The organism is Streptomyces sp. NPDC006691, assembly GCF_042869955.1.
Lineage (GTDB): Bacteria > Actinomycetota > Actinomycetes > Streptomycetales > Streptomycetaceae > Streptomyces.
Window position 1 is genome coordinate 154,763 of record NZ_JBIAGW010000015.1, and the last position, 20,609, is coordinate 175,371.

Here is a 20,609-nt window from a genome sequence, read left to right on the forward strand (position 1 = left end):
CCCCGATGTGCGTCTTTGAACATTGGCGGGGCGTGTGTTTTCGTCGGACTCGCTCGTCACCGCGGGCCCCGTCGACCGAGAACGCCGAATCCTGCCGTCGGCCGATGGGAACAGTCGACGCTTATGCGCCGTAGGCAGGAGCGGGGGACCCAAGGTAAGTGCCGGGCAAGGCAGTTCACGCGACTGCCGAACCGGCTTGGGGTGAAGACGGGCGCATCGACGCTCGGCCGGGCAGCTCACGCCCGAACCCGACAGCTCACCTCGCAGGCGTCGGTGAGGAGAACTTCCATGCTGCTTTCCGGCAAGGGCAAGCACCGCCGCCCGTCCAAGGCCGTCCGTGTCGCCACGCTGGCCGGTGTCACCGGTGCCGCCGTCGCCGCTCCGCTCATGGCGGCCGGCAACGCCTCCGCCGCCTCCGTGCAGACCTGGGACGCCGTCGCCCAGTGCGAGTCCGGCGGCAACTGGTCCATCAACACCGGCAACGGTTACTACGGTGGCCTCCAGTTCTCGAACTCCTCCTGGGCCGCCGCCGGCGGTACCCAGTACGCCCCGCGCGCCGACCTCGCCACCAAGGGCCAGCAGATAGCCGCGGCCGAGAAGCTGCTCGCGATCCAGGGCCCGGGTGCCTGGTCCTGCGCCGGCGCCGGCAACCTGTCGTCCGGCGGCGCCAAGGCCGACGTCGACACCTCGGGCTCCTCCTCTTCCTCCTCGCACTCCGCGAAGCCCTCGAAGCCGAAGCAGCAGGCCCAGCCGCAGCAGAGGTCGCAGAAGTCCGAGCGCACCGAGTCCGCGCCGGCCAGCCGTGGCGAGCAGCGCAGCCAGCCGGTCCAGCAGGGCGACGGCGAGTACACCGTCAAGTCCGGCGACACCCTCGGCACCATCGCCACCGCCAAGGGAGTCAAGGGCGGCTGGCAGAAGGTGTTCGACCTGAACAAGGACATCGTCAAGGACGCGAACCTGATCTTCCCGGGTCAGAAGCTGCACCTGAGCTGAGTCCGCACCACCCCCTGATCGCCCCGGTCCGGCGCGCATTCCCCCGTACGCGCCGGGCCGGGGTTTTCGCTGTCACCCCGCGACCCGGGGCTGCTACCGGGCAGTAGGGTTGTGGTCCTTTGCCCGGGAATCCGGGCCATTGGGCCCTTTTTCGTCCCATGGGGCGGGCACTCGGCTGGCCGGAGCCCCGGAGCCGGTTAGGCTCTTGTCGCAAGGCGAAGCGACCCGCGTGGCCCTGCACCTTGCGTCACATCTAGCGTCACATCCCAGAAGGAGATGCTCGTGCCGTCCATCGACGTCGTCGTAGCCCGGGAAATCCTGGACTCCCGAGGCAACCCCACGGTCGAGGTCGAGGTCGGCCTCGACGACGGCAGCACCGGCCGTGCTGCAGTTCCGTCCGGCGCCTCCACCGGTGCCTTCGAGGCCATCGAGCTTCGCGACGGTGACCCCAACCGCTACGGCGGCAAGGGTGTCGAGAAGGCCGTCCTCGCCGTCATCGAGCAGATCGGCCCGGAGCTCGTCGGCTACGACGCCACCGAGCAGCGCCTGATCGACCAGGCCATGTTCGACCTGGACGCCACGGACAACAAGGGCTCGCTCGGCGCCAACGCCATCCTCGGCGTCTCGCTCGCCGTCGCGCACGCCGCGTCCGAGGCCAGCGACCTGCCGCTGTTCCGCTACCTGGGCGGCCCCAACGCGCACCTGCTGCCCGTCCCGATGATGAACATCCTCAACGGTGGGTCGCACGCCGACTCCAACGTCGACATCCAGGAGTTCATGATCGCCCCGATCGGCGCGGAGTCCTTCTCCGAGGCCCTTCGCTGGGGTGCCGAGGTCTACCACACGCTCAAGGGCGTCCTGAAGCGCAAGGGCCTGTCGACCGGCCTCGGCGACGAGGGCGGCTTCGCGCCGAACCTGGAGTCCAACCGCGCCGCCCTGGACCTCATCGTCGAGGCCATCAAGGAAGCCGGCTACGCCCCGGGCAAGGACATCGCGCTCGCGCTCGACGTCGCCGCGTCCGAGTTCTACAAGGACGGCAAGTACGAGTTCGAGGGCAAGTCCCGCTCGGCCGCCGAGATGACCGAGTACTACGAGGAGCTCGTCTCCGCGTACCCGCTGGTCTCCATCGAGGACCCGCTGTTCGAGGACGACTGGGCCGGCTGGAACACCATCACCTCGCGCCTGGGCTCCAAGGTCCAGATCGTCGGTGACGACCTGTTCGTGACCAACCCCGAGCGCCTCGCCCGCGGCATCGAGGAGGGCTCGGCCAACGCCCTGCTCGTCAAGGTCAACCAGATCGGTTCGCTGACCGAGACCCTGGACGCCGTCGAGATGGCCCAGCGCAACGGCTTCAAGTGCATGATGTCCCACCGCTCCGGCGAGACCGAGGACGTCACCATCGCCGACCTCGCCGTCGCGGTGAACTGCGGCCAGATCAAGACCGGCGCCCCGGCCCGCTCGGACCGCGTCGCCAAGTACAACCAGCTGCTGCGCATCGAGGAGATCCTCGACGACGCCGCGGTCTACGCCGGCCGCAGCGCGTTCCCGCGCTTCAAGGGCTGACCAGGCCCCACCGGCCGAACAGGCCCTACGGCTGAGCAGGGTGAAGGGCCGATGCCCTAGCCAGTCGTACGTACGTCCCCGGCCGCGGTCCCGTACCGTGTCCGGGGACGTACGTGTGTAACGGGGAGGCGCGAGAGCGATGGGCAACGACGCCAAGGTCAAGGACCGCGACCGGTTCTCCACCGCGGCCCGGCTCAAGGTGCTCGGCGAGCAGACCGCGGCCCGCGTCTACCGCTCGCAGAACAAGCGCCAGGCCCGCCGGTCCCGGCTCACCGGCCGGGCCGCGCTGCTCGCGCTCGTCCTGTGCTCGCTGATCGTGGCCCTCGCCTATCCGATGCGGCAGTACGTGTCGCAGCGCGCCGACATCTCCGACCAGCAGCGCAAGGCCGCCGACGCGCAGCAGGCGGTCGAGCGGCTGCGGGACGAGAAGGCGCGGCTCCAGGACGACGCGTACATCGAGAAACTGGCCCGCGAGCACCTGCACATGCAGTTCCCGGGCGAGACCGGCTTCACCGTCGTCGACCCGGACGCGGCGAACAAGCATCGCGAGGACAAGGGCGCGACCGGCCGCGCCTGGCACTCCAACCTCTGGGACGGCGTCGACAAGGCCGACCGTTCCGCCAACTGACCACCGCTAGCGATAGAGACTGACCCAGGCATGGAAACGCCCCCGCCCCAGACCGACCGCACCGAGCCCACCGACGCGGACATCGCCGCCTTCAAGCAGCAGTTGGGCCGCCCGCCGCGCGGTCTGCGCGCGATCGCGCACCGCTGCCCCTGCGGCAACCCGGACGTCGTCGAGACGGCCCCGCGCCTGGAGGACGGCACGCCCTTCCCGACGACGTACTACCTGACGTGCCCGCGTGCCGCGTCCGCGATCGGCACCCTTGAGGCCAACGGCGTGATGAAGGAGATGACGGAGCGGCTGGCGAGCGATCCCGAACTGGCCGCCGCCTACCGCGCCGCCCACGAGGACTACATCGCGCGCCGCGACGCCATCGAGGTCCTGGAGGGCTTCCCGAGCGCCGGCGGCATGCCGGACCGGGTCAAGTGCCTGCACGTGCTGGTCGGCCACTCGCTGGCTGCGGGCCCGGGTGTGAACCCGCTGGGCGACGAGGCGATCGCCCTGCTGCCCGAGTGGTGGGCGAAGGGCCCGTGCGTGACGCCGTGCGGCGAGGGGGACGGCCAGTGACGCGCGTCGCCGCCATCGACTGCGGTACGAACTCGATCCGCCTGCTCGTCGCGGACGCCGACCCGTCCACCGGGGAGATCACCGACCTGGACCGGCGGATGACCATCGTCCGGCTCGGCCAGGGCGTGGACCGCACCGGCCGGCTCGCCCCCGAGGCCCTGGAGCGCACGTTCGCGGCGTGCCGCGCGTACGCCGCGGTCATCAAGGACCTGGGTGCCGAGCGCCTGCGGTTCGTGGCCACCTCCGCCTCGCGCGACGCCGAGAACCGGGACGACTTCGTACGGGGAGTCCTCGACATCCTGGGCGTCGAGCCCGAGGTGATCTCGGGCGACCAGGAGGCCGAGTTCTCCTTCGTGGGCGCCACCAAGGAACTCGACGGCGACGACGATTACTTGGTCGTCGACATCGGCGGCGGCTCCACCGAGTTCGTGGTCGGCTCCGCGGGCGTCGAGGCGGCCCGCTCGGTCGACATCGGCTGTGTGCGGATGACCGAGCGCCACCACCCCGGCGACCCGGCGACGCCCGAGCAGATCGCCGCGATCCGCGCCGACATCGAGGCGGCCCTGGACCTCGCCGAGCGGACCGTGCCGCTGCGCGAGCCGCGCACGCTGGTGGGCCTGGCGGGTTCGGTCACCACCGTCGCCGCGATCTCGCTCGGCCTGAGCACCTACGACTCGGCCGCCCTGCACCACGCGCGCATCTCCTACGAGGAGGTCGCCGCGGTCACCGGACGCCTGCTCGCTGCCACGCACGCCGAGCGCGCCGCCATCCCCGTGCTGCACCCCGGCCGGATCGATGTGATCGGGGCCGGAGCGCTCGTTCTGCTGGCCATCATGGAGCGCACCGGCGCCCGTGAGGTCGTGGTCAGCGAGCACGACATTCTGGACGGAATCGCCTGGTCGATCGCCTGATCGCGGTCCGCCGCAGGGTCGTTCGCGGTCCACACCGGGTCTTTCGGCCGGGCCCGGCGAGAAAGTTCGTGAAGTTCTTCACAAGGAATTGGGGCCCTCGGGCCGAAGAATGTGGTCCGAGTACCGCTTTCCGAGGCCCGGGGGCCCGTTCCGTGGGCAATCCACACGGTGATGTCCGTGTTACGCCTACGTTTCCCACGGCAGTGGTCCACCGAGTGGGAAGGCGTGGAGGCCAGTTCAGAGGGGGTGGACAACGCTCGCCCCTACACCGTGGTTCCCTCCCGGCGCCATGACCTCGGTCACGTGGGCCGCGCAGTGTAGCAGAGCCCCCTGCGATCCTTGTGAAGGGGCGCACGAGCAGGGGGTCATCGGCGGGTGGATACTCGATGGCATGAGCACCACGGAGCGTCCCAGGATCCTCGTAGTAGGTGGCGGGTACGTAGGCCTGTACGCAGCGCGACGCATTCTCAAGAAGATGCGTTACGCGGAAGCGACCGTCACGGTCGTCGACCCGCGCTCGTACATGACGTACCAGCCCTTCCTCCCCGAAGCCGCCGCAGGCAGCATCTCGCCGCGTCACGTCGTCGTCCCGCTGCGACGCGTCGTGCGTGGAGCCGAGGTGCTCACCGGGCGGGTCACCAGCATTGACCAGGACCGCAAGGTCGCCACGGTCGCGCCGCTCGTCGGCGAGGCCTACGAGCTGCCCTTCGACTACCTGGTCATCGCGATGGGTGCGGTCTCCCGCACCTTCCCGATCCCCGGCCTGGCCGAGCAGGGCATCGGCATGAAGGGCGTGGAAGAGGCCATCGGCCTGCGCAACCACGTTCTGGAGCAGCTCGACAAGGCCGACTCCACCACGGACGAGGACGTCCGCCGCAAGGCGCTGACCTTCGTCTTCGTGGGCGGCGGCTTCGCCGGCGCGGAGACCATCGGCGAGGTGGAGGACATGGCCCGCGACGCGGCCAAGTACTACACCAACGTCAAGCGCGAGGACATGCGCTTCATCCTGGTCGACGCCGCCGACAAGATCCTTCCCGAGGTCGGCCCGGAGCTCGGCCGCTGGGGCAAGGAGCACCTTGAGGGCCGTGGCATCGAGATCTACCTCTCGACCTCCATGGACTCCTGCGTGGACGGCCACGTCGTGCTGAAGAACGGCCTTGAGGTCGACTCCAACACGATCGTGTGGACCGCCGGCGTCAAGCCCAACCCGGCGCTGTCCCGCTTCGGCCTCCCGCTCGGCCCGCGCGGCCACGTGGACGCCCAGCCGACCCTCCAGGTCACCGGCACCGACTACATCTGGGCCGCCGGCGACAACGCCCAGGTCCCCGACCTCGCCTCGCGCAAGGCCGGCGTGGAGAACGCCTGGTGCCCGCCGAACGCCCAGCACGCGCTGCGCCAGGCCAAGGTCCTCGGCGACAACGTGGTCTCCGGCATGCGGGGCTTCCCGCAGAAGGAGTACGCGCACTCCAACAAGGGTGCGGTGGCTGGTCTCGGCCTCCACAAGGGCGTCGCGATGATCGTCATGGGCAAGATGAAGATCAAGCTCAAGGGCCGTCTCGCCTGGTACATGCACCGTGGCTACCACGGTCTGGCCGTGCCGACCTGGAACCGCAAGATCCGGGTCCTCGCCGACTGGACGCTCGCGATGTTCCTCAAGCGCGAGGTCGTCTCCCTCGGCGCGATGGAGACCCCGCGCGAGGAGTTCTACGAGGCGGCCAAGCCCGCTCCGGCTCCCGCGGTCAAGGCCGAGGACAAGCCCGAGAAGGCCAAGGCCTCCTAGCTCCGAGCGCCACCGGCTGTGCCCCGAAGGGGCCGTCCGCCATCCGTGGTGCGGGCGGCCCCTTCGGCGTGTCCGGGGACGCGGGGTGCGGCTTGCGCGTACGCGCTGTGCTGTGGCCTGCACGCGGCGGGGTGGCGGCCTGGCGGGGTGGCGGGGGCGGAGTGAACCGGCCAAGGGTGGATTCCGGCCAAGAAGATGGTGTATACAGCCATCCTGGCACTCCCTTGCGCGGTAGCGGGATTGCCGCGCGCCCGGGCACTGTTGTGCAGGGTGCTGAGACATTTCTGCGAGGTACGGAGGTGTGCGCGATGGCCCAAGCGGCGCTGCGGCTGACCGCTCTTGCCGAGGAGTTGTTGGGGGAGGCCCTCCCGGTACGGATCCGGGCCTGGGACGGCAGCGAGGCGGGTCCGCCCGGCGCTCCGGTTCTCGTCGTGCGGCACCGGCGCGCGCTGCGCCGCCTGCTGTGGAAGCCGGGCGAACTGGGCCTGGCGCGCGCCTGGGTGGCCGGCGAGATCGACGTCGAGGGCGATCTGTACGGGGCGCTCGACCGGCTGGCCGGGCTGATCTGGGAGCGCGGCGGCGAACCGAAGGACTCCGTGCACCCGGTGCGCGACCCCAGACTCCGCGCCGCCGCCAAGGCGCTGGTGAAACTGGGCGGCGCCCTGCCTCCGCCGGCCCCGCCCGCCGAGGAGATGCGCCGCCGCACCGGCCGGCTGCACACCCGGCGCCGGGACAAGGAGGCGATCAGCCACCACTACGACGTCGGCAACGACTTCTACGAGCTGGTGCTCGGCCCCTCGATGGTCTACTCCTGCGCCTACTGGGAGACCCCCGACGCCACCCTGGAGGACGCCCAGCGCGACAAGCTCGACCTGGTCTGCCGCAAGCTGGCCCTCAAGGAGGGCGACCGGCTGCTCGACGTCGGCTGCGGCTGGGGCTCGATGGCCATCCATGCGGCCCGCGAGTACGGCGCCCGGGTCGTCGGCATCACGCTGTCGCGCGAGCAGGCCGCGTACGCCCGCAAGCGCATCGCCGAGGAGGGCCTCACCGACCGGATCGAGATCCGGGTGCAGGACTACAGGGACGTCAAGGACGGCCCGTTCGACGCGATCTCCTCCATCGGGATGGCCGAACACGTCGGCTCGGTGCGGTACGCGGAGTACGCGGGCATCCTGCACGGCCTCCTCGAAGACGGCGGCCGGCTGCTCAACCACCAGATCGCCCGGCGCCCCGAGCGGGACGAATCGGCTTACGAGATAGACGAGTTCATCGACAAGTACGTCTTCCCCGACGGCGAGCTGGCCCCGCTCGGCCGCACGCTTGCCGCCCTGGAGGAGGCCGGGTTCGAGGCCCGTGACGTCGAACCGATCCGGGAGCACTACGCTCTGACGCTGCGTCAGTGGGTGGCCAACCTGGAGGGCGACTGGCGGCGCGCGGTGGGCCTCACCAGCCCCGGGCGGGCCCGGATCTGGCGGCTCTACATGGCGGCCTCGGCGCTCTCGTTCGAGCGCAACCGGATCGGGGTCAACCAGATCCTGGCGGTGAAGACCCCGGAGGGCGGAGCCTCCGGCATGCCGCTGCGGGCCCGCACCTGGAACTGAGTCCGAAGCCTTGCGGTGGCAGCGAAGGGCCCCGGGAGAATCCTCCCGGGGCCCTTCAACTCGCTGCGGGCTGTTCGGAGTTGACCGTAAGCCCGTGGGGACCTACTCGGTCTTGATCGCGGTGAGCATGTCGAGCCGGGCGGCGCTGCGGGCCGGCCACATCGCGGCGAGCACCCCCACCAGGGCGGCCAGCAGCAGGAAGATGCCGATCCGGTCCCACGGGATGACGAGTGCGTAGTTCGGGATGGAGCCCTTGATCGTCTGGCCGATGGCCCAGGCGAGGAAGGAGCCGAGCCCGACGCCGATCACCGCGCCGAACAGCGAGATGACGACGGCCTCCAGGCGGATCATGGTCTTGACCCGGCCGCGGTCCAGGCCGATCGCCCGCAGCATGCCGATCTCCTGCTGGCGCTCGAACACCGACATCGCGAGGGTGTTGACGACACCGAGGACCGCGATGATCAGGGCCATCGCGAGCAGGCCGTACATGATGTTGAGCAGCGTATTGATCATGCCGCCGAACTCGTTGCGGATGTCCTGCTGGTCCATGATGCTGATCGCCGGGTTGTCACCGAGCGCGCTGACCAGGGCCTTCTCGTTGGCGCTCGTGGCGCCGCCGTCCGTCTTGACGAAGACCTGCGGGATGTAGGGCTGGGGGTCGTGCGGGGCGAGCAGCGTGGTCGGCGCGAGAACGGTGTCCAGGAACTCGTTCTCCTTGAAGGTCGCGCCGATCGTCAGCTGCCCCTTCTTCTTGTCGCTGAACTCGACCGGGAGCTGGGAGCCGGGCTTCCAGCCGTGCTTGGCCGCGGTCTTGTCGTCGACGGCTATCTGCCCCTGCCCGAGGGTGGCGAGCGAGCCGGACACCGTCTCGACGCTGATGACCTTCTCGATGTCGCCAGGCGTCACACCGGCCACCGACTCGTCGATGCCGCCGAGCTTGACGTACGAGGACTGCTTGGGCGAGACCGCCGAGACGCCGGGCGCCTTGCGCAGCGCGGACAAAACGTCCTTGTCGAGCCCGGAGCCGCCGGCCGCCATCTGGACCATGTAGTCGGCCTTGATGTTGTCCGTGGTCATCTTGTCGATGGCCGTGCCCAGCGTGACGCCGAGCACCGAGAGGCCGGTGACCAGGGTGAGGCCGATGGCCAGCGCGGAGGCGGTGGCGCCGGTGCGGCGCGGGTTGCGCACCGCGTTCTGGCTGGCGAGCTTGCCGGAGACGCCGAACACCTTGCTCAGGGCGGGGCGTACCAGGGCGATGATCGGGCGGGACAGGAGCGGGATCAGGATGATGATGCCGACCAGGGCGAGGAAGGCGCCGAAGCCGATGATGACCTTGCCGTCCTTGCCCGCGGCGGCACCGGCCACCACGGCGGCCGCACCGGCGAGGGTGATGACGCCGCCGATGGAGTTCCGTACGACCAGGGACTTGGTGGTGGCCACGCCGTGCACGCTGTTCATCGCGGCGACCGGCGGGATCTTCGCGGCGCGCCAGGCGGGCAGCAGCGCGGCGATCACGGTCACCAGGACACCCACGGCGAGCGCGGCGATCACCGGCGTGGCCGAGATGATCAGCGGGCCCGCGGGCATCTTGGCGCCGAACATGCCGATGGCGGACTGCAGCCCGCTCGCCAGGCCCACGCCGAGCGCGAATCCGATGACGGAGGCGACGGCGCCGACCACCAGCGCCTCGGCCAGCACCGAGCGCCGGACCTGGCCGCGGGAGGCCCCGACGGCGCGCATCAGGGCGAGCTCACGGGTGCGCTGGGCGACCAGCATGGTGAACGTGTTGGAGATCAGGAAGATGCCGACGAAGAGGGCGATGCCGGCGAAGACGAGCAGCATCTGGTTGAGGCCGCTCAGCCCCTTCTCGATGTCCTTGGCCTCCTGGTCGGCGAGCGCCTTGCCGGTCTTGGCGTCGGCGTCCTTGGGGAGCAGCGGCTTGACCTCGTCGAGGATCTTCTGGGCGTCGGCGCCGGGGGCGGCGGCCACGCTCACGTTCTGGAAGTAGCCCGGCTTGAGGTAGAGCTTCTGGGCGACGGCGGTGTCGAACAGGACGAGGCTGCCGCCCGCGTTGACCGCGCCGTCCTCGGTGGTGAAGACGCCGGCGAGCTGGTAGGTCTTGACCGGCCCGTTGGTGGCGACCCGCACGCTGTCGCCCACGTGGTACTCGCCCTTGGAGGCGGTGTCCTTGTCGAGGGCGATCTGGTCGTCCTTCACCGGGCCCGAGCCCTGGGCGAAGGTGTACGCCGGGTCCTTGCCGTCCTTGCCGGGGGCGAAGTTGCCGCCCTTGTTGGCCCAGCCCTGCCCGATCAGCTTGCCGTCGGTGCCGGCCACACCGGCGAAGCCGTCCACCCGGCCGGTGGCCGAGGCGACCCCGTCGAGCCGCTCCATCTTCTGCAGGGTCTGCTTGCTGACACCGGCCTCCCGCTCGGTGTCGTCCCGGCTTGCGTACGTGGTGACGGCGACGGCCACCTTGTCGTAGCTCTTGGACGACTGGTTGCGGAAGGCACTGCCGAGGGTGTCGGTGAACACGAGCGTGCCGGAGACGAAGGCGACGCCGAGCATGACGGCGAGCACCGTCATCAACAGCCGGGCCTTGTGCGCGAGCACGTTGCGCAGGGCGGTCTTGAACATGGGGTTTCTCAGTCCTGGGAAGTGTGCTGGTGCCGGGTGGGTGCGAGCCCGGCTGCGGGCCGTGGGGGCTGTTCGCGCCCACGCGGCGGAGCCCCCGCCGGTCACCGCGCGCGGGCGCGGACCTAGGGGGTTCGGGGGCAGGGCCCCCGACGGCTCGGGGTCAGCTGGTGCGGCCCTTCGCCTCGAACGCCTTCATCCGGTCGAGCACCCCGTCCGCGCTGGGCCGCAGCATCTCGTCGACGATCCGCCCGTCGGCCAGGAATATGACCCGGTCCGCGTACGACGCGGCGACCGGGTCGTGGGTGACCATCACCACGGTCTGCCCGAGCTCGCGCACCGAGTTGCGCAGGAAGCCGAGGACCTCGGCGCCGGAGCGCGAGTCGAGGTTTCCGGTCGGCTCGTCGCCGAAGATGATCTCGGGCTGGGAGGCGAGCGCGCGGGCCACGGCGACGCGCTGCTGCTGGCCGCCGGAGAGCTGGGTGGGCCGGTGGCCGAGCCGGTCGGCCAGGCCGACCATGGCGATGACCTGGTCGAGCCACTCCTTGTTCGGCTTGCGGCCCGCGATGTCCATGGGGAGCGTGATGTTCTCCAGGGCGGTCAGCGTGGGCAGCAGGTTGAACGCCTGGAAGATGAAGCCGATCTTGTCCCGGCGCAGCTGTGTGAGCTGCTTGTCCTTGAGCGCGCCGAGCTCGGTCTCACCGATGCGGACCGAGCCGGAGCTGAAGGAGTCCAGACCCGCGACGCAGTGCATCAGGGTGGACTTGCCGGAGCCGGAGGGGCCCATGATCGCGGTGAACTCGCCCTGCCTGAAGTCGACCGTGACCTGGTCGAGCGCGACCACCTGGGTCTCGCCCGTGCCGTAGACCTTCGACAGCTCGACGGCGCGGGCGGCCACCGCGGTGGCGCGGTGTGCGGTGGGGGTGGTGGTCACGGAGTAACTCCTGTCGGTGCGGCTTTCGGGGACTTCTCCACCCTTCCTGCCGCCCGGCGCCCGATCGTCAGCCCCTGTACCCGTTCACCGGCCCTCTTGAGTCGGACGGAAGTACCCCCGCACTCCTCCTGAGGTATGACGGCACCCCTGAGGCGCGGCCGGATCCGAGGCGCACTCCACCCACGCTCCGGGCGGCCTCCGGCGGGCCCCGTCAGCATCTGTGCGAAGGCGGTACGGGGCATCGACTTTCCGTCATTCCGCGTTCGTATATCGGGATACCCCGGACGCCCTGCCAACCGCCTCCGGCATGTGCCAACACCGCTTTGAGCTGTGCTGACACACCCTCAGGCGTCAATAAAATAAGACAACATCGGGTGGTTGTTCCGCTGTTCGGGGGATGCGTCGGGCTAGGCTCGTCCCGCGAAACGCGGAGCCGCGCGCCCTTGCCCGGATGGTGGAACGCAGACACGGCGAGCTTAAACCTCGCTGGCCTTCGGGCCGTGCCGGTTCGAGTCCGGCTCCGGGCACTCACCTTTGCGCTGATCGAGCTCCTCGCGCAAGGAGCACACCTGTCGTCGCCGGCGTTCCGGCCCGGTGTTCCGCACCGGCGCCGGCCGCATCCACCGCGTTGTCGTCCGGACGGGCCGTCCGAGCCGTCCGGACGGGCCGTCCGAGCCGTCCGGACCCTTGGATCAGACCCGGGGCTTCTCAAGAGACGCGGTGACGACGTCGAGCAGACGGTGCCACGAGGCCAACGCCTCCTCGTGGTCGGCCGCTTCGAGCCCGCGCGCCATGTCGTCCAGCGGAATGCCGAGAGCCGCCAGGGAATCGAGCGTCTGCCGGACCTCCGGCCCGATCCCGCCGTCCCGCTGGATGCTCTGGGTACGGCCGTGGTCGGCGACCGCCCACAGGAGCTGCTCGGGCATGGCGGCGACGGTGCCCGGAGCGAACAACCCGTCCGCGTAGTGGGTGTCGCGGTACGCGGTGTCGTGCACCGTCGTCCCCGCCCACAGCAGCCTCTGGCGCCGGGCCCCGAGCCGTGCGTAGGCCTGCCAGGCGTCACTCTCGTACGTCGCCCGGTGGCGCGCGAGGACGAGCCGGGCGACGGCCAGGGCCGCCTTGCCGCGCAGCTCCTGTGCCGGGCCGGTGGCGAGGGCGTCGAGCCGCGGGTCCACCACACGCGCGATCGGGCTGACGTGGAACGACACCACGGAGTGGATGCGGGCGAGCGGCCGGCCCGCCCGCGCGGCCAGTTCCAGGCCGGCCAGATGCGCCTCGGCGACCTGCTGGTAGCGCTCGGCGGAGAAGACGGGCGTGGCGTTGACACCGATGCCCTCGGCGACGCACGCGGTGAGGGACTCCAGGCCCGCGTCGGTGGCCGGGATCTTGATCAGCAGGTTGGGCCGGTCGACCTCCCGCCACAGCCGCCGGGCCGTCTCCACGGTCGCCGCGCTGTCGTCGGCGAGCCGGGGGTCGATGTCGACCGATACGAGACCGGTCGTGCCGCGCCGCGCCCGGTGGACCGGCAGCAGTACGTCGCAGGCGGCCCGGAAGTCGTGGCCCGCCAGTTCCCGGATGGCCTGGTCGGCGGAGACGTCACGGGCCGCGAGCCCGCGCAGTTGTTCCGCGTAGGAGGAGCCGGTGCCCACCGCGTGGACGAACAGCGCCGGGTTCGTCGTCACGCCCGAGACCCCCCAGTCCCGGACCAGGGCGGCCAGGGCGCCGCTGCTCAGGAGGAAGCGGCTGACGCCGTCGAGCCAGAAGAGGATCCCCGCGTCGGAGAGCTGGCGCAGCCGTTGCGCGGTCATCCGGCGTGCCCGCAGGCGGTGACGCGGTGGTGGCGCGCGTTCCGGGCGTCGTCCGGCGAGGTGGGGTCGGGTTGTGCGGTCACCGTGCGGTCAGGGCTCCTTCGGACTACGGCTGGGTCGGACGACAGGTGCGGGGACGCCGGGTGCCGGCTCCCACCGGGTTCCGGAGGACACCGGGGCCGGGGAACGCGACCGGGAGCCGGAGGGCGGCCCGAGCGGCGCGGGGGATCACATGCACACCCTGACCCTGGCCCATGGCGCGGGGAACCAAAAGGGGACGGACCGGATTCCGTCAAGTACCCGGCGATCGCACGCCGCTTCGGCCGGCGGCCCCCCGCACGGCTGGTGACCAGCACCTCGCGGGGCATCGGCCCCGCCCCGCGGCGGACGTCCGGCTACGCCTCCGGGGCCGGATCGGGCCGGGCGCCGGGGGCCGTCGGCCGCTGCCGGCTCAGCACCTCGCGGGCCCGTACCAGGCGCAGGGCGAGCTGGACCTCCACGGCCTGCTCGCCCTTCTGCCAGCCGGCGCCGAGCAGTTCGGTGATCCGGTCGAGGCGGCGGGCCACGGTGTTGGCGTGGATGTACAGGGACTCCGCGGCGCGGGTGGGGCTCTGGCCCGAGGCGAAGTACGCCTCCACGGTCCCGACGAGGTCGACACCCCGCTCGGCGGAGTGGTCGAGGAGAGGCCCGATGGCCGAGGAGACGAAGCCGTCGACGTCACGGTCGTCGGAGAGCAGCAGCCCGAGGAAGCCGAGGTCGGCCATGGAGGCGGCGCTGCCGGACTTGCCCAGGATGGCCAGTGCGTCCAGGCAGCGCTGTGCCTCTTGGTAGACCCGGGCCACCGAGGCGAATCCGGTGGCGGGTCCGGCGGCGCCGACGGTGACGGGCTGGAGCAGGACGGGCGAGAGCTCGTCGGACACGGCGCGTGCGGCGGCCGAGGGGTCGGAGCCGGGCAGCAGGAGCACGATGCGGCCGTCCCGTACGGTCTTGAGCCCGTGGTGGCGGTGGCTGTAGAACGACGCCCACATGACGGCTTCGCCCTGTTCGCTGCCCTCGGGCCGGATCACCACGACGACATAGGGCTCGTCGAGGCCGACCTGGAGCCGCTGGGCACGCGCGGCGAGCCGGTGCGGGGCGCGCAGGGGCACGGCGAGCAGCTCGTCGAAGAACTCGTCGCGGACCGGACCGGCCGCGACCGCCGTGCTGCGCTGGACGACGAGCAACATGGCCACGGCCTGCCCGGCGAAACGGAGGAACCGCTGGGCGGCGGAGTCGAGTCGGCCGGCCGGCCGGAGCAGGACGATGCCGAGGTTCTCGGCGCCCGCACTGACCGGGGTCGCCCAGAGGTCCGGCGCGAGAGCGACGGGGCCGCGCGCGGCGTGCACCTCCAGAACGGCGCGGTCCGTCATCGCGTCGGTGATGCCCGAGGTCTCGCCGGCCGAGGTGAGGGACCTGCCGTAGGCGTCGCACACCACGATCGCGCCGTCCAGTGCCTGGGCCGCCGCGCTCGCGAGCTGATGCAGATCGCTCCCGTCGAGGACGAGGCAGGCCAGCCGGGACTGGGAGTCCCCGAGGTCCGTCGTGCGGGTGATGGCGGCCCGTGCGCGCGCGACCTCCGCCTCCAGTGCGGAGATCTCCGCCTGCGTACGGTCCAGGAGTTCGGCCTTCTCCAGGGCGACCGAGGCGAAGTCGGCCAGCGAGCGCATCACGCTGATCTCGTCCGGCGTGAAGTGGCGCACCCAGCGGTTCGCCCCGTAGAGCACGCCGATGGGTGTGTTCCCCCGGATGATCGGCACCGAGACGATGGCGGAGAGGCCCTCGGCGCGTACCACCTCGTCGACCTCCTCCCAGTGCGGGATGCGGTCGTCGTTGAGGTAGTCCGTGGTCCAGAACGGCGCGCCCGTGGCGGTGACCAGTTCGCTCAGCCCGCGCTGCTTGCGCACCACGAGGCCGGTGTTGAGGGCCGTCGTGTCGCCGTCCGAGTTGTGGATGTAGAAGGTGTCGTCGGCGTCGCGCAGGCTGACGTACGCCATGTCGAAGTCGAGGAGCCTGCGGGCGCGGCTCGTGACCACTCTGAGCAGGGTGTCGGGACCGGCGGGCGCGGCCATGTCGTGGACGGTGTCCACGAGTCCGGTCATGAAGGTCTCGCGGCGCCGGCGCTGGCTGACCGAGGCCTGGACGTCGAGTGCCAGGTGCGTGGCCTGCTGAAGCTCGGCGAGCCGCTCCGCCGGGAGCTGTTGGCGCTGAGCGCGCTGGAGCAGTTCGTGGAACCGGTCGGGCGGCGAATCCCGGGCGAGGAGTTCCAGTACGGCAAGTGTCGGGACACCGTTGGATTCCTCGCTCTTCACCCTGCCTCTCCCCCAAGATCTCAAATGTGTGAGCCGGTTGAGCGTATGGGGAGCCGTAGGGCGAGTCAAGGCGCTGACCTGGAAGTTTACGTTTGGCATGTGGTTGCAACATCACGCGGCGGCGACGCGGTGTTGCGGGGCCACCTTTTGTCCGGCCCGCCGACCCGGAGACGATCGTCAAGGGGTGGGAACAGCCCTGCCCCGGGGTGATGTTGAGTTTGTGCGAGAACGCGGAGAACGGGGCGCAATGGCTGACATAAGGAACTACGTGCATTCCCTGGAGCGGAGCAGGGCGTCGCTGCTGCACACGGAACGGCCGCGGGTGTTTGCGATGGCGGGCACCGAATGGGACCTGCTGGACGATGTGTTCGCGCCACCTTTCACCACGTCGACCGGAGTGGCCATGGAGCTCCTCGGCCTTGCCGGACCCGAACAGCGGTCGTGGCACGGCTCGTTCCTTGAGATCGGCTGTGGCACCGGAATCATCGCGGTCAGCGCGGCCCTCGCGGGATGCGACCGGGTGACGGCCCTGGACATCAACGAGAACGCGGTGCGGAACACCGCCATGAACGCGGCACGTCATCGCGTGGCCGACCGGGTGACGGCGATCCACAGCGACCTGTTCGACGGGCTCGTGCCGGGCGACCGCTACGACACCGTCTACTGGCACTCGAACTTCGTGCTGGCCCCCGCGGACTACCGCTACGCCTCGATGCACGAGCGTGCCTACGTCGACCCCGGCTACCGGGCGCACCAGCGTTATCTGGCCGAAGCGCACACGTACGTGGCGCGAGGCGGCAGGGTGCTCCTCCAGTTCAGCGAGCGCGGTGACCTGGCGGCGCTGGAGGCGCTGGCCGAGGAGCGCGGCCGGGGGCTGCGGGCGATCGGCGGCCGTACCGTGCGCGAGGGCACGGAGAGCGTGCGGCACATTCTTCTGGAGGTCGACGCGGCAATGGATCCGCACGGTGCGAAGCGGTGAACCGGCCGTTGCGAAGAGAGAAGTCGAGAAAAGAACCCGTGCGGACCCTTTTGATCGACAATTACGACTCTTTTACCTTTAACCTCTTCCACTATCTGGCTCAGGTCAACGGAATTGAGCCGGTGGTGCTCCGGAATGACGATCCGCGCTGGGACATGGCGCTGCTCGCCGAATTCGACAATGTCGTTCTCTCGCCGGGGCCCGGGAATCCCGGCCGCCCGGCCGACTTCGGCATCTGCCGGGAGATAGTCGAGCGCGGCGACCTTCCGATCCTCGGCATCTGCCTGGGGCACCAGGGCCTCGCGCTGCTGCACGGGGGAACCGTCACCCGGGCCCCGGAACCCCGGCACGGCCGCACCTCGCTGGTGCGGCACACCGGCACCGGACTGTTCCGCGGCCTTCCCTCGCCCTTCGAAGTGGTGCGCTACCACTCGCTGGCCGTGACGGACCTGCCGGACGGGATGGAGGCGCTGGCCCGGACCGCGGACGGCGTTCTGATGGGTCACCGGCACCGTGAACGCCCTTTGTGGGGCGTGCAGTTCCACCCCGAGTCGATCCTCACGCAGTACGGCCACGACCTCCTCGCGAACTTCCGGGACCTGACCCTCGAATGGCACGCCGGACGGGGCGGGGCGTCGCGCGCGCCGAAGAGGGCCGCCCTCGCGGAACCGGCCGCGCCCGTCCGGGCCGACGTCCGGTCCGCCGTCCCGGACGAGCCGGTCCGCCGCCGACTGCGCGTCCTGGCCGAGGAGTTGACGACGCGCTGGAACGACGAGGTCGTCCACCAGGCGATCTTCGGACACGGCGAGAACGTCTTCTGGCTGGACAGCAGCAAGTCCGACACGGATGCCGGACGCTTCTCCATCATGGGAGACGCCTCGGGGCCGCTCGCACGAGTGGCCAAGGCCGATGTGTGGAGCCGCACCGTCACGGTCGGCTCCGCCGACGGCCTCCAGATCATCTCGGCCGATTTCCTCGACTGGCTCGACCGCGACCTGCGCGGGACACAAACCGAACTGCCGGACCTGCCCTTCGAGTTCACCCTGGGCTGGGTCGGCTATCTCGGATACGAACTGAAGTCGGAGTGCGGCGGCGACCTGGCGCACCAGGCGGAGGACCCCGACGCGGCCATGGTGTTCGCCGACCGCGCGGTGGTCCTGGACCACCACAGCGGGATCACCCATCTGCTGGCGCTGGTGGAGGACGACGACGAGGACGACGCGCGCTCCTGGCTGGCCGCCACCGCGCGGACGCTCGCCTCCCTCGCCGGCCTGCCCGCCGGGCGGCCCGCCCTGCCCGAACCGGCCGGGGAGATCCGGCTGCGCCACGAGCGGGACGGCTACCTGCGGTTGATCGACGCCTGCCAGGAGGAGATCGCCGCCGGAGAGACGTACGAGGTCTGCCTGACCAACCTGGCCGAGGCCGACTGCTCGGTCGACCCGTGGGAGGCCTACCGAGCGCTGCGCCGCTTCAGCCCCGCCCCGTACACGGCGCTGCTGCGCTTCGGCACCCTGTCCGTCCTCAGCACCTCGCCCGAGCAGTTCCTGCGGGTGACCGCGGCGGGCGTCGCCGAGTCCAAACCGATCAAGGGCACCCGGCCGCGTGGCGCGACCGCACGGGAGGACGCCGAGATCATCGGGGAGCTGCGCGCGAACGAGAAGGACCGCGCGGAGAACCTGATGATCGTCGACCTGGTGCGCAACGACCTCGGGCGGCACGCCGAGATCGGCTCGGTCGAGGTCAGCGGACTGTTCGAGGTCGAGTCGTACGCCACCGTGCACCAACTCGTCAGCACGGTACGGGCCAGACTGCGCCCGGACCGGAGCGCCGTGGACTGTGTACGGGCCGCGTTCCCCGCCGGATCCATGACGGGGGCGCCGAAGATCCGCACGATGCGGATCATCGACCGGCTCGAAGCCGGTCCGCGGGGCGTCTACTCGGGGGCGATCGGCTACTTCTCGTTGTCCGGGGCGGCCGACCTGAGCGTGGCGATCCGCACGATGATGGTCACCCCCGGACGCGTGCGGTACGGGGCGGGCGGTGCCATCGTCGCGCTGTCGGACTCCGAGGAGGAGTTCGAGGAGACCGCGGTGAAGACGGCCCCCCTGCTGATGCTGACCGGATCCGAGTTCCCGGGCCGGCGGAGCGCGGACCCGGTCACCGGCTGACCCCGGACCCCGCGGGATCCCGGAAGCACTGCGGCGGCGCCACGGCGCCGCCGCAGTGCTTCCACCACCGGCACGGTGCTCACGGCACCCCCACAGCCGCTCGTCACCGGGCCGGAGACCGGTGGTGGGGCTGCCGGGTGGTGGCGGGACCACCGTCGGGGGTCCCGGCGGGGGCGCCTCCACACCTGGTCCGGACCGGCCGGGCGGAGCGAGGCTTGAGGAACGGTCGAGAGATCACAGCATCAGAGGGGGAGATCCGTGGTTGTCTCTGTCAGCAGAACGAGGGTGGCGCACGAGCGGTCCCGGCCCGTCGTCCCGTCCGGGTCCGTCGTCCCGTCCGGGTCCGTCGTCCCGTCCGGGTCCGTCGTCCCGTCCGGGTCCGTCGTCCCGACCGGGCCCGCCGGGCTGTCGGACGCGCGGGAAGCGGTGACCCGGGGGCTGAGCGACGTGCTGTTCGCGTCGTTCGCGCGCCGGGACCAGCGCCGTAAGGGGGAGCAGTACCTGCGCGGACTGCTGGGGACCGAGGGCCGCAAGTCCATCCGGAACATCGCCGCCCAGGTGGGCGGCCCGGCCACCGAGCAGAGCCTGCACCACTTCATCAGCAGTTCCACCTGGGACTGGATGCCGGTGCGCGAGGCCCTCGCCGGATACCTCGCGCGGCTCGCCGCGCCGCAGGCCTGGGTGGTGCACCCGATGCCGATCCCCAAGGCGGGCGACCAGTCCGTGGGCGTGGACTACGGAGTGGACCCCTGCACCGGTGTCTTCCGGGGGCAGCGTGCCTTCGGCGTCTGGTACGCCGGCGAGACGCTCAACACCCCTGTCAGCTGGCGCCTGTTCCTGCCGGGCTTCTGGGTCGGCGACGCGGAGCGGCGACGCCAGGCCGAGATCCCCGACGGGGTGGGTCCCGAGAGCCTGGAGCAGTGTGCGGCGGCGGCCGTACTGGAGATGCTGGGTTCCTGGCGGGTGCCCGCCCGCCCGGTGGTCCTCAACACCCATATCAACCGGATCGGCGACACCGTCGACCGCTTCACCGCCGCCGGGGTCCCCGTGATCGCCAGGATCCGCGGCACGGCCCGGCTCCTGATGGGCGACCCGGCGCTGCCGGGCTACGACGGAGGACCGCTGGAGGCCCAGCGGATCCTCGCGGGCGTGCGCGGGCTGCGCAGGCCCGTCGGCGCCGACGGGCACCCCGACCGGCCCGCCGGGCCCGGCGGCACGCTGGCCGTGGCGGTCCGGGTCGCGCGCGTGGGAGAGCTGCCGCGTCACCCCAGGGCCGGTGCGGCCGACGGAGCCGGCGACCTCCTCCTGGTGGGGGAGTGGCAGGACCCGCAGGGCCCGCCCTCGGCCGTGTGGGTCACCAACATGACGTCGGTGCCCGCCGGGGCGCTGCTGCGGCTGACCCGGCTGGGCGGCCGGGCCTGCCAGGACCTCACCGCTGCGGGCGCGGACGTGGGGCTCAAGGACTTCGAGGGCCGGTCCTTCCGCGGCTGGCACCGCCACATGACCCTCGCCTCCGCCGCCTACACCGTGACGGCTCTGGCCGGCAGGGGCGGGATCTCGCCAAATGCCGTGGGCGTGGCGGGACTTGATGGACTCCGGGCCACCTGACGTAGTCGCGCCAGCGACGTTGGCGCCACCTCGCGCAGGCCTCAGGATCAAGCCACAGGGCGCTGCGCAGAGACTTCTGCCGGCCCGGAGGGG

14 protein-coding genes, 1 tRNA gene and 1 riboswitch are annotated in these 20,609 nt (G+C 71.0%); of the genes, 11 read left to right on the forward strand and 4 right to left on the reverse strand.

Annotated features, from left to right (window positions below; genetic code table 11):
• Positions 1–116 precede the first annotated feature (116 nt).
• Positions 117–285: riboswitch (cyclic di-AMP (ydaO/yuaA leader) on the forward strand.
• Between the two features lie 3 nt (positions 286–288).
• The 7 genes from ACFYNP_RS28300 (at position 289) to ACFYNP_RS28330 (ending at position 8,040) form a co-directional block, all read left to right on the forward strand.
• Entirely contained in the window at positions 289–993 is a 705-nt protein-coding gene (locus ACFYNP_RS28300; protein WP_388416599.1) for a transglycosylase family protein, read from the forward strand.
• Between the two features lie 276 nt (positions 994–1,269).
• Positions 1,270–2,556: a phosphopyruvate hydratase gene (eno, locus tag ACFYNP_RS28305; RefSeq protein ID WP_053725044.1), complete on the forward strand. Its 1,287-nt coding sequence runs from the start codon at positions 1,270–1,272 to the stop codon at positions 2,554–2,556.
• Positions 2,557–2,695: 139 nt separating this feature from the next.
• Positions 2,696–3,184 carry a septum formation initiator family protein gene (locus ACFYNP_RS28310; RefSeq protein WP_388416596.1) on the forward strand — a complete coding sequence of 163 codons (489 nt, stop codon included), beginning with the start codon at positions 2,696–2,698 and terminating at the stop codon, positions 3,182–3,184.
• A gap of 30 nt (positions 3,185–3,214) precedes the next feature.
• Positions 3,215–3,748 (forward strand): DUF501 domain-containing protein, encoded by a 534-nt coding sequence (locus ACFYNP_RS28315; RefSeq protein WP_388789258.1) that lies wholly within the window; start codon positions 3,215–3,217, stop codon positions 3,746–3,748.
• Positions 3,745–4,659, forward strand: coding sequence for an exopolyphosphatase (locus ACFYNP_RS28320; protein WP_388789260.1), 915 nt, complete (start codon positions 3,745–3,747; stop codon positions 4,657–4,659). The genes ACFYNP_RS28315 and ACFYNP_RS28320 overlap by 4 nt, the downstream gene beginning before the upstream one ends.
• Before the next feature lie 391 nt (positions 4,660–5,050).
• Positions 5,051–6,439 carry an NAD(P)/FAD-dependent oxidoreductase gene (locus ACFYNP_RS28325; RefSeq protein ID WP_388789263.1) on the forward strand — a complete coding sequence of 463 codons (1,389 nt, stop codon included), beginning with the start codon at positions 5,051–5,053 and terminating at the stop codon, positions 6,437–6,439.
• 308 nt (positions 6,440–6,747) lie between these two features.
• On the forward strand, positions 6,748–8,040 hold the full coding sequence (locus ACFYNP_RS28330; RefSeq protein WP_388789266.1) for a class I SAM-dependent methyltransferase: 1,293 nt from the start codon (positions 6,748–6,750) through the stop codon (positions 8,038–8,040).
• Between the two features lie 102 nt (positions 8,041–8,142).
• Here ACFYNP_RS28330 and ACFYNP_RS28335 read toward each other — a convergent pair whose 3' ends face one another.
• Positions 8,143–10,674 carry an ABC transporter permease gene (locus ACFYNP_RS28335; RefSeq protein WP_388789269.1) on the reverse strand — a complete coding sequence of 844 codons (2,532 nt, stop codon included), beginning with the start codon at positions 10,672–10,674 and terminating at the stop codon, positions 8,143–8,145.
• A gap of 160 nt (positions 10,675–10,834) precedes the next feature.
• Positions 10,835–11,605 (reverse strand): ABC transporter ATP-binding protein, encoded by a 771-nt coding sequence (locus ACFYNP_RS28340; RefSeq protein ID WP_388416581.1) that lies wholly within the window; start codon positions 11,603–11,605, stop codon positions 10,835–10,837.
• 445 nt (positions 11,606–12,050) lie between these two features.
• Between ACFYNP_RS28340 and ACFYNP_RS28345 the strand changes: the two genes are divergently transcribed.
• Positions 12,051–12,132: transfer RNA gene (locus ACFYNP_RS28345), tRNA-Leu, on the forward strand.
• A 165-nt stretch (positions 12,133–12,297) separates the two neighbouring features.
• Here ACFYNP_RS28345 and tal read toward each other — a convergent pair.
• Both tal and ACFYNP_RS28355 read right to left on the reverse strand, forming a co-directional pair.
• Positions 12,298–13,413, reverse strand: a complete 1,116-nt coding sequence (tal, locus tag ACFYNP_RS28350) for a transaldolase (protein ID WP_388789272.1) — start codon at positions 13,411–13,413, stop codon at positions 12,298–12,300.
• 395 nt (positions 13,414–13,808) lie between these two features.
• A complete protein-coding gene (locus ACFYNP_RS28355) occupies positions 13,809–15,761 on the reverse strand; it encodes a helix-turn-helix domain-containing protein (RefSeq protein WP_388789276.1) in 1,953 nt (650 codons plus the stop codon).
• A 247-nt stretch (positions 15,762–16,008) separates the two neighbouring features.
• Here ACFYNP_RS28355 and ACFYNP_RS28360 point away from each other — a divergent pair, with 247 nt between their 5' ends.
• The 3 genes from ACFYNP_RS28360 to ACFYNP_RS28370 all read left to right on the forward strand — a co-directional run bounded on the left by ACFYNP_RS28360 (position 16,009) and on the right by ACFYNP_RS28370 (position 20,516).
• Positions 16,009–16,740, forward strand: coding sequence for a methyltransferase domain-containing protein (locus ACFYNP_RS28360; RefSeq protein ID WP_388416573.1), 732 nt, complete (start codon positions 16,009–16,011; stop codon positions 16,738–16,740).
• Positions 16,741–16,778: 38 nt separating this feature from the next.
• Positions 16,779–18,908, forward strand: coding sequence for an aminodeoxychorismate synthase component I (gene pabB / locus ACFYNP_RS28365; protein ID WP_388789279.1), 2,130 nt, complete (start codon positions 16,779–16,781; stop codon positions 18,906–18,908).
• A gap of 258 nt (positions 18,909–19,166) precedes the next feature.
• A complete protein-coding gene (locus ACFYNP_RS28370; protein WP_388789282.1) occupies positions 19,167–20,516 on the forward strand; it encodes an IS701 family transposase in 1,350 nt (449 codons plus the stop codon).
• The last annotated feature ends 93 nt before the right edge of the window (positions 20,517–20,609 follow it).

Coding starts and splice junctions, on each gene's coding strand:
- ACFYNP_RS28300 (WP_388416599.1), top strand. CDS start 289: ATGCTGCTTTCCGGCAAGGGCAAGCACCGCCGCCCGTCCAAGGCCGTC.
- eno (WP_053725044.1), top strand. CDS start 1,270: ATGCTCGTGCCGTCCATCGACGTCGTCGTAGCCCGGGAAATCCTGGAC.
- ACFYNP_RS28310 (WP_388416596.1), top strand. CDS start 2,696: ATGGGCAACGACGCCAAGGTCAAGGACCGCGACCGGTTCTCCACCGCG.
- ACFYNP_RS28315 (WP_388789258.1), top strand. CDS start 3,215: ATGGAAACGCCCCCGCCCCAGACCGACCGCACCGAGCCCACCGACGCG.
- ACFYNP_RS28325 (WP_388789263.1), top strand. CDS start 5,051: ATGAGCACCACGGAGCGTCCCAGGATCCTCGTAGTAGGTGGCGGGTAC.
- ACFYNP_RS28330 (WP_388789266.1), top strand. CDS start 6,748: ATGGCCCAAGCGGCGCTGCGGCTGACCGCTCTTGCCGAGGAGTTGTTG.
- ACFYNP_RS28335 (WP_388789269.1), bottom strand. CDS start 10,674: ATGTTCAAGACCGCCCTGCGCAACGTGCTCGCGCACAAGGCCCGGCTG.
- tal (WP_388789272.1), bottom strand. CDS start 13,413: ATGACCGCGCAACGGCTGCGCCAGCTCTCCGACGCGGGGATCCTCTTC.
- ACFYNP_RS28360 (WP_388416573.1), top strand. CDS start 16,009: ATGGCTGACATAAGGAACTACGTGCATTCCCTGGAGCGGAGCAGGGCG.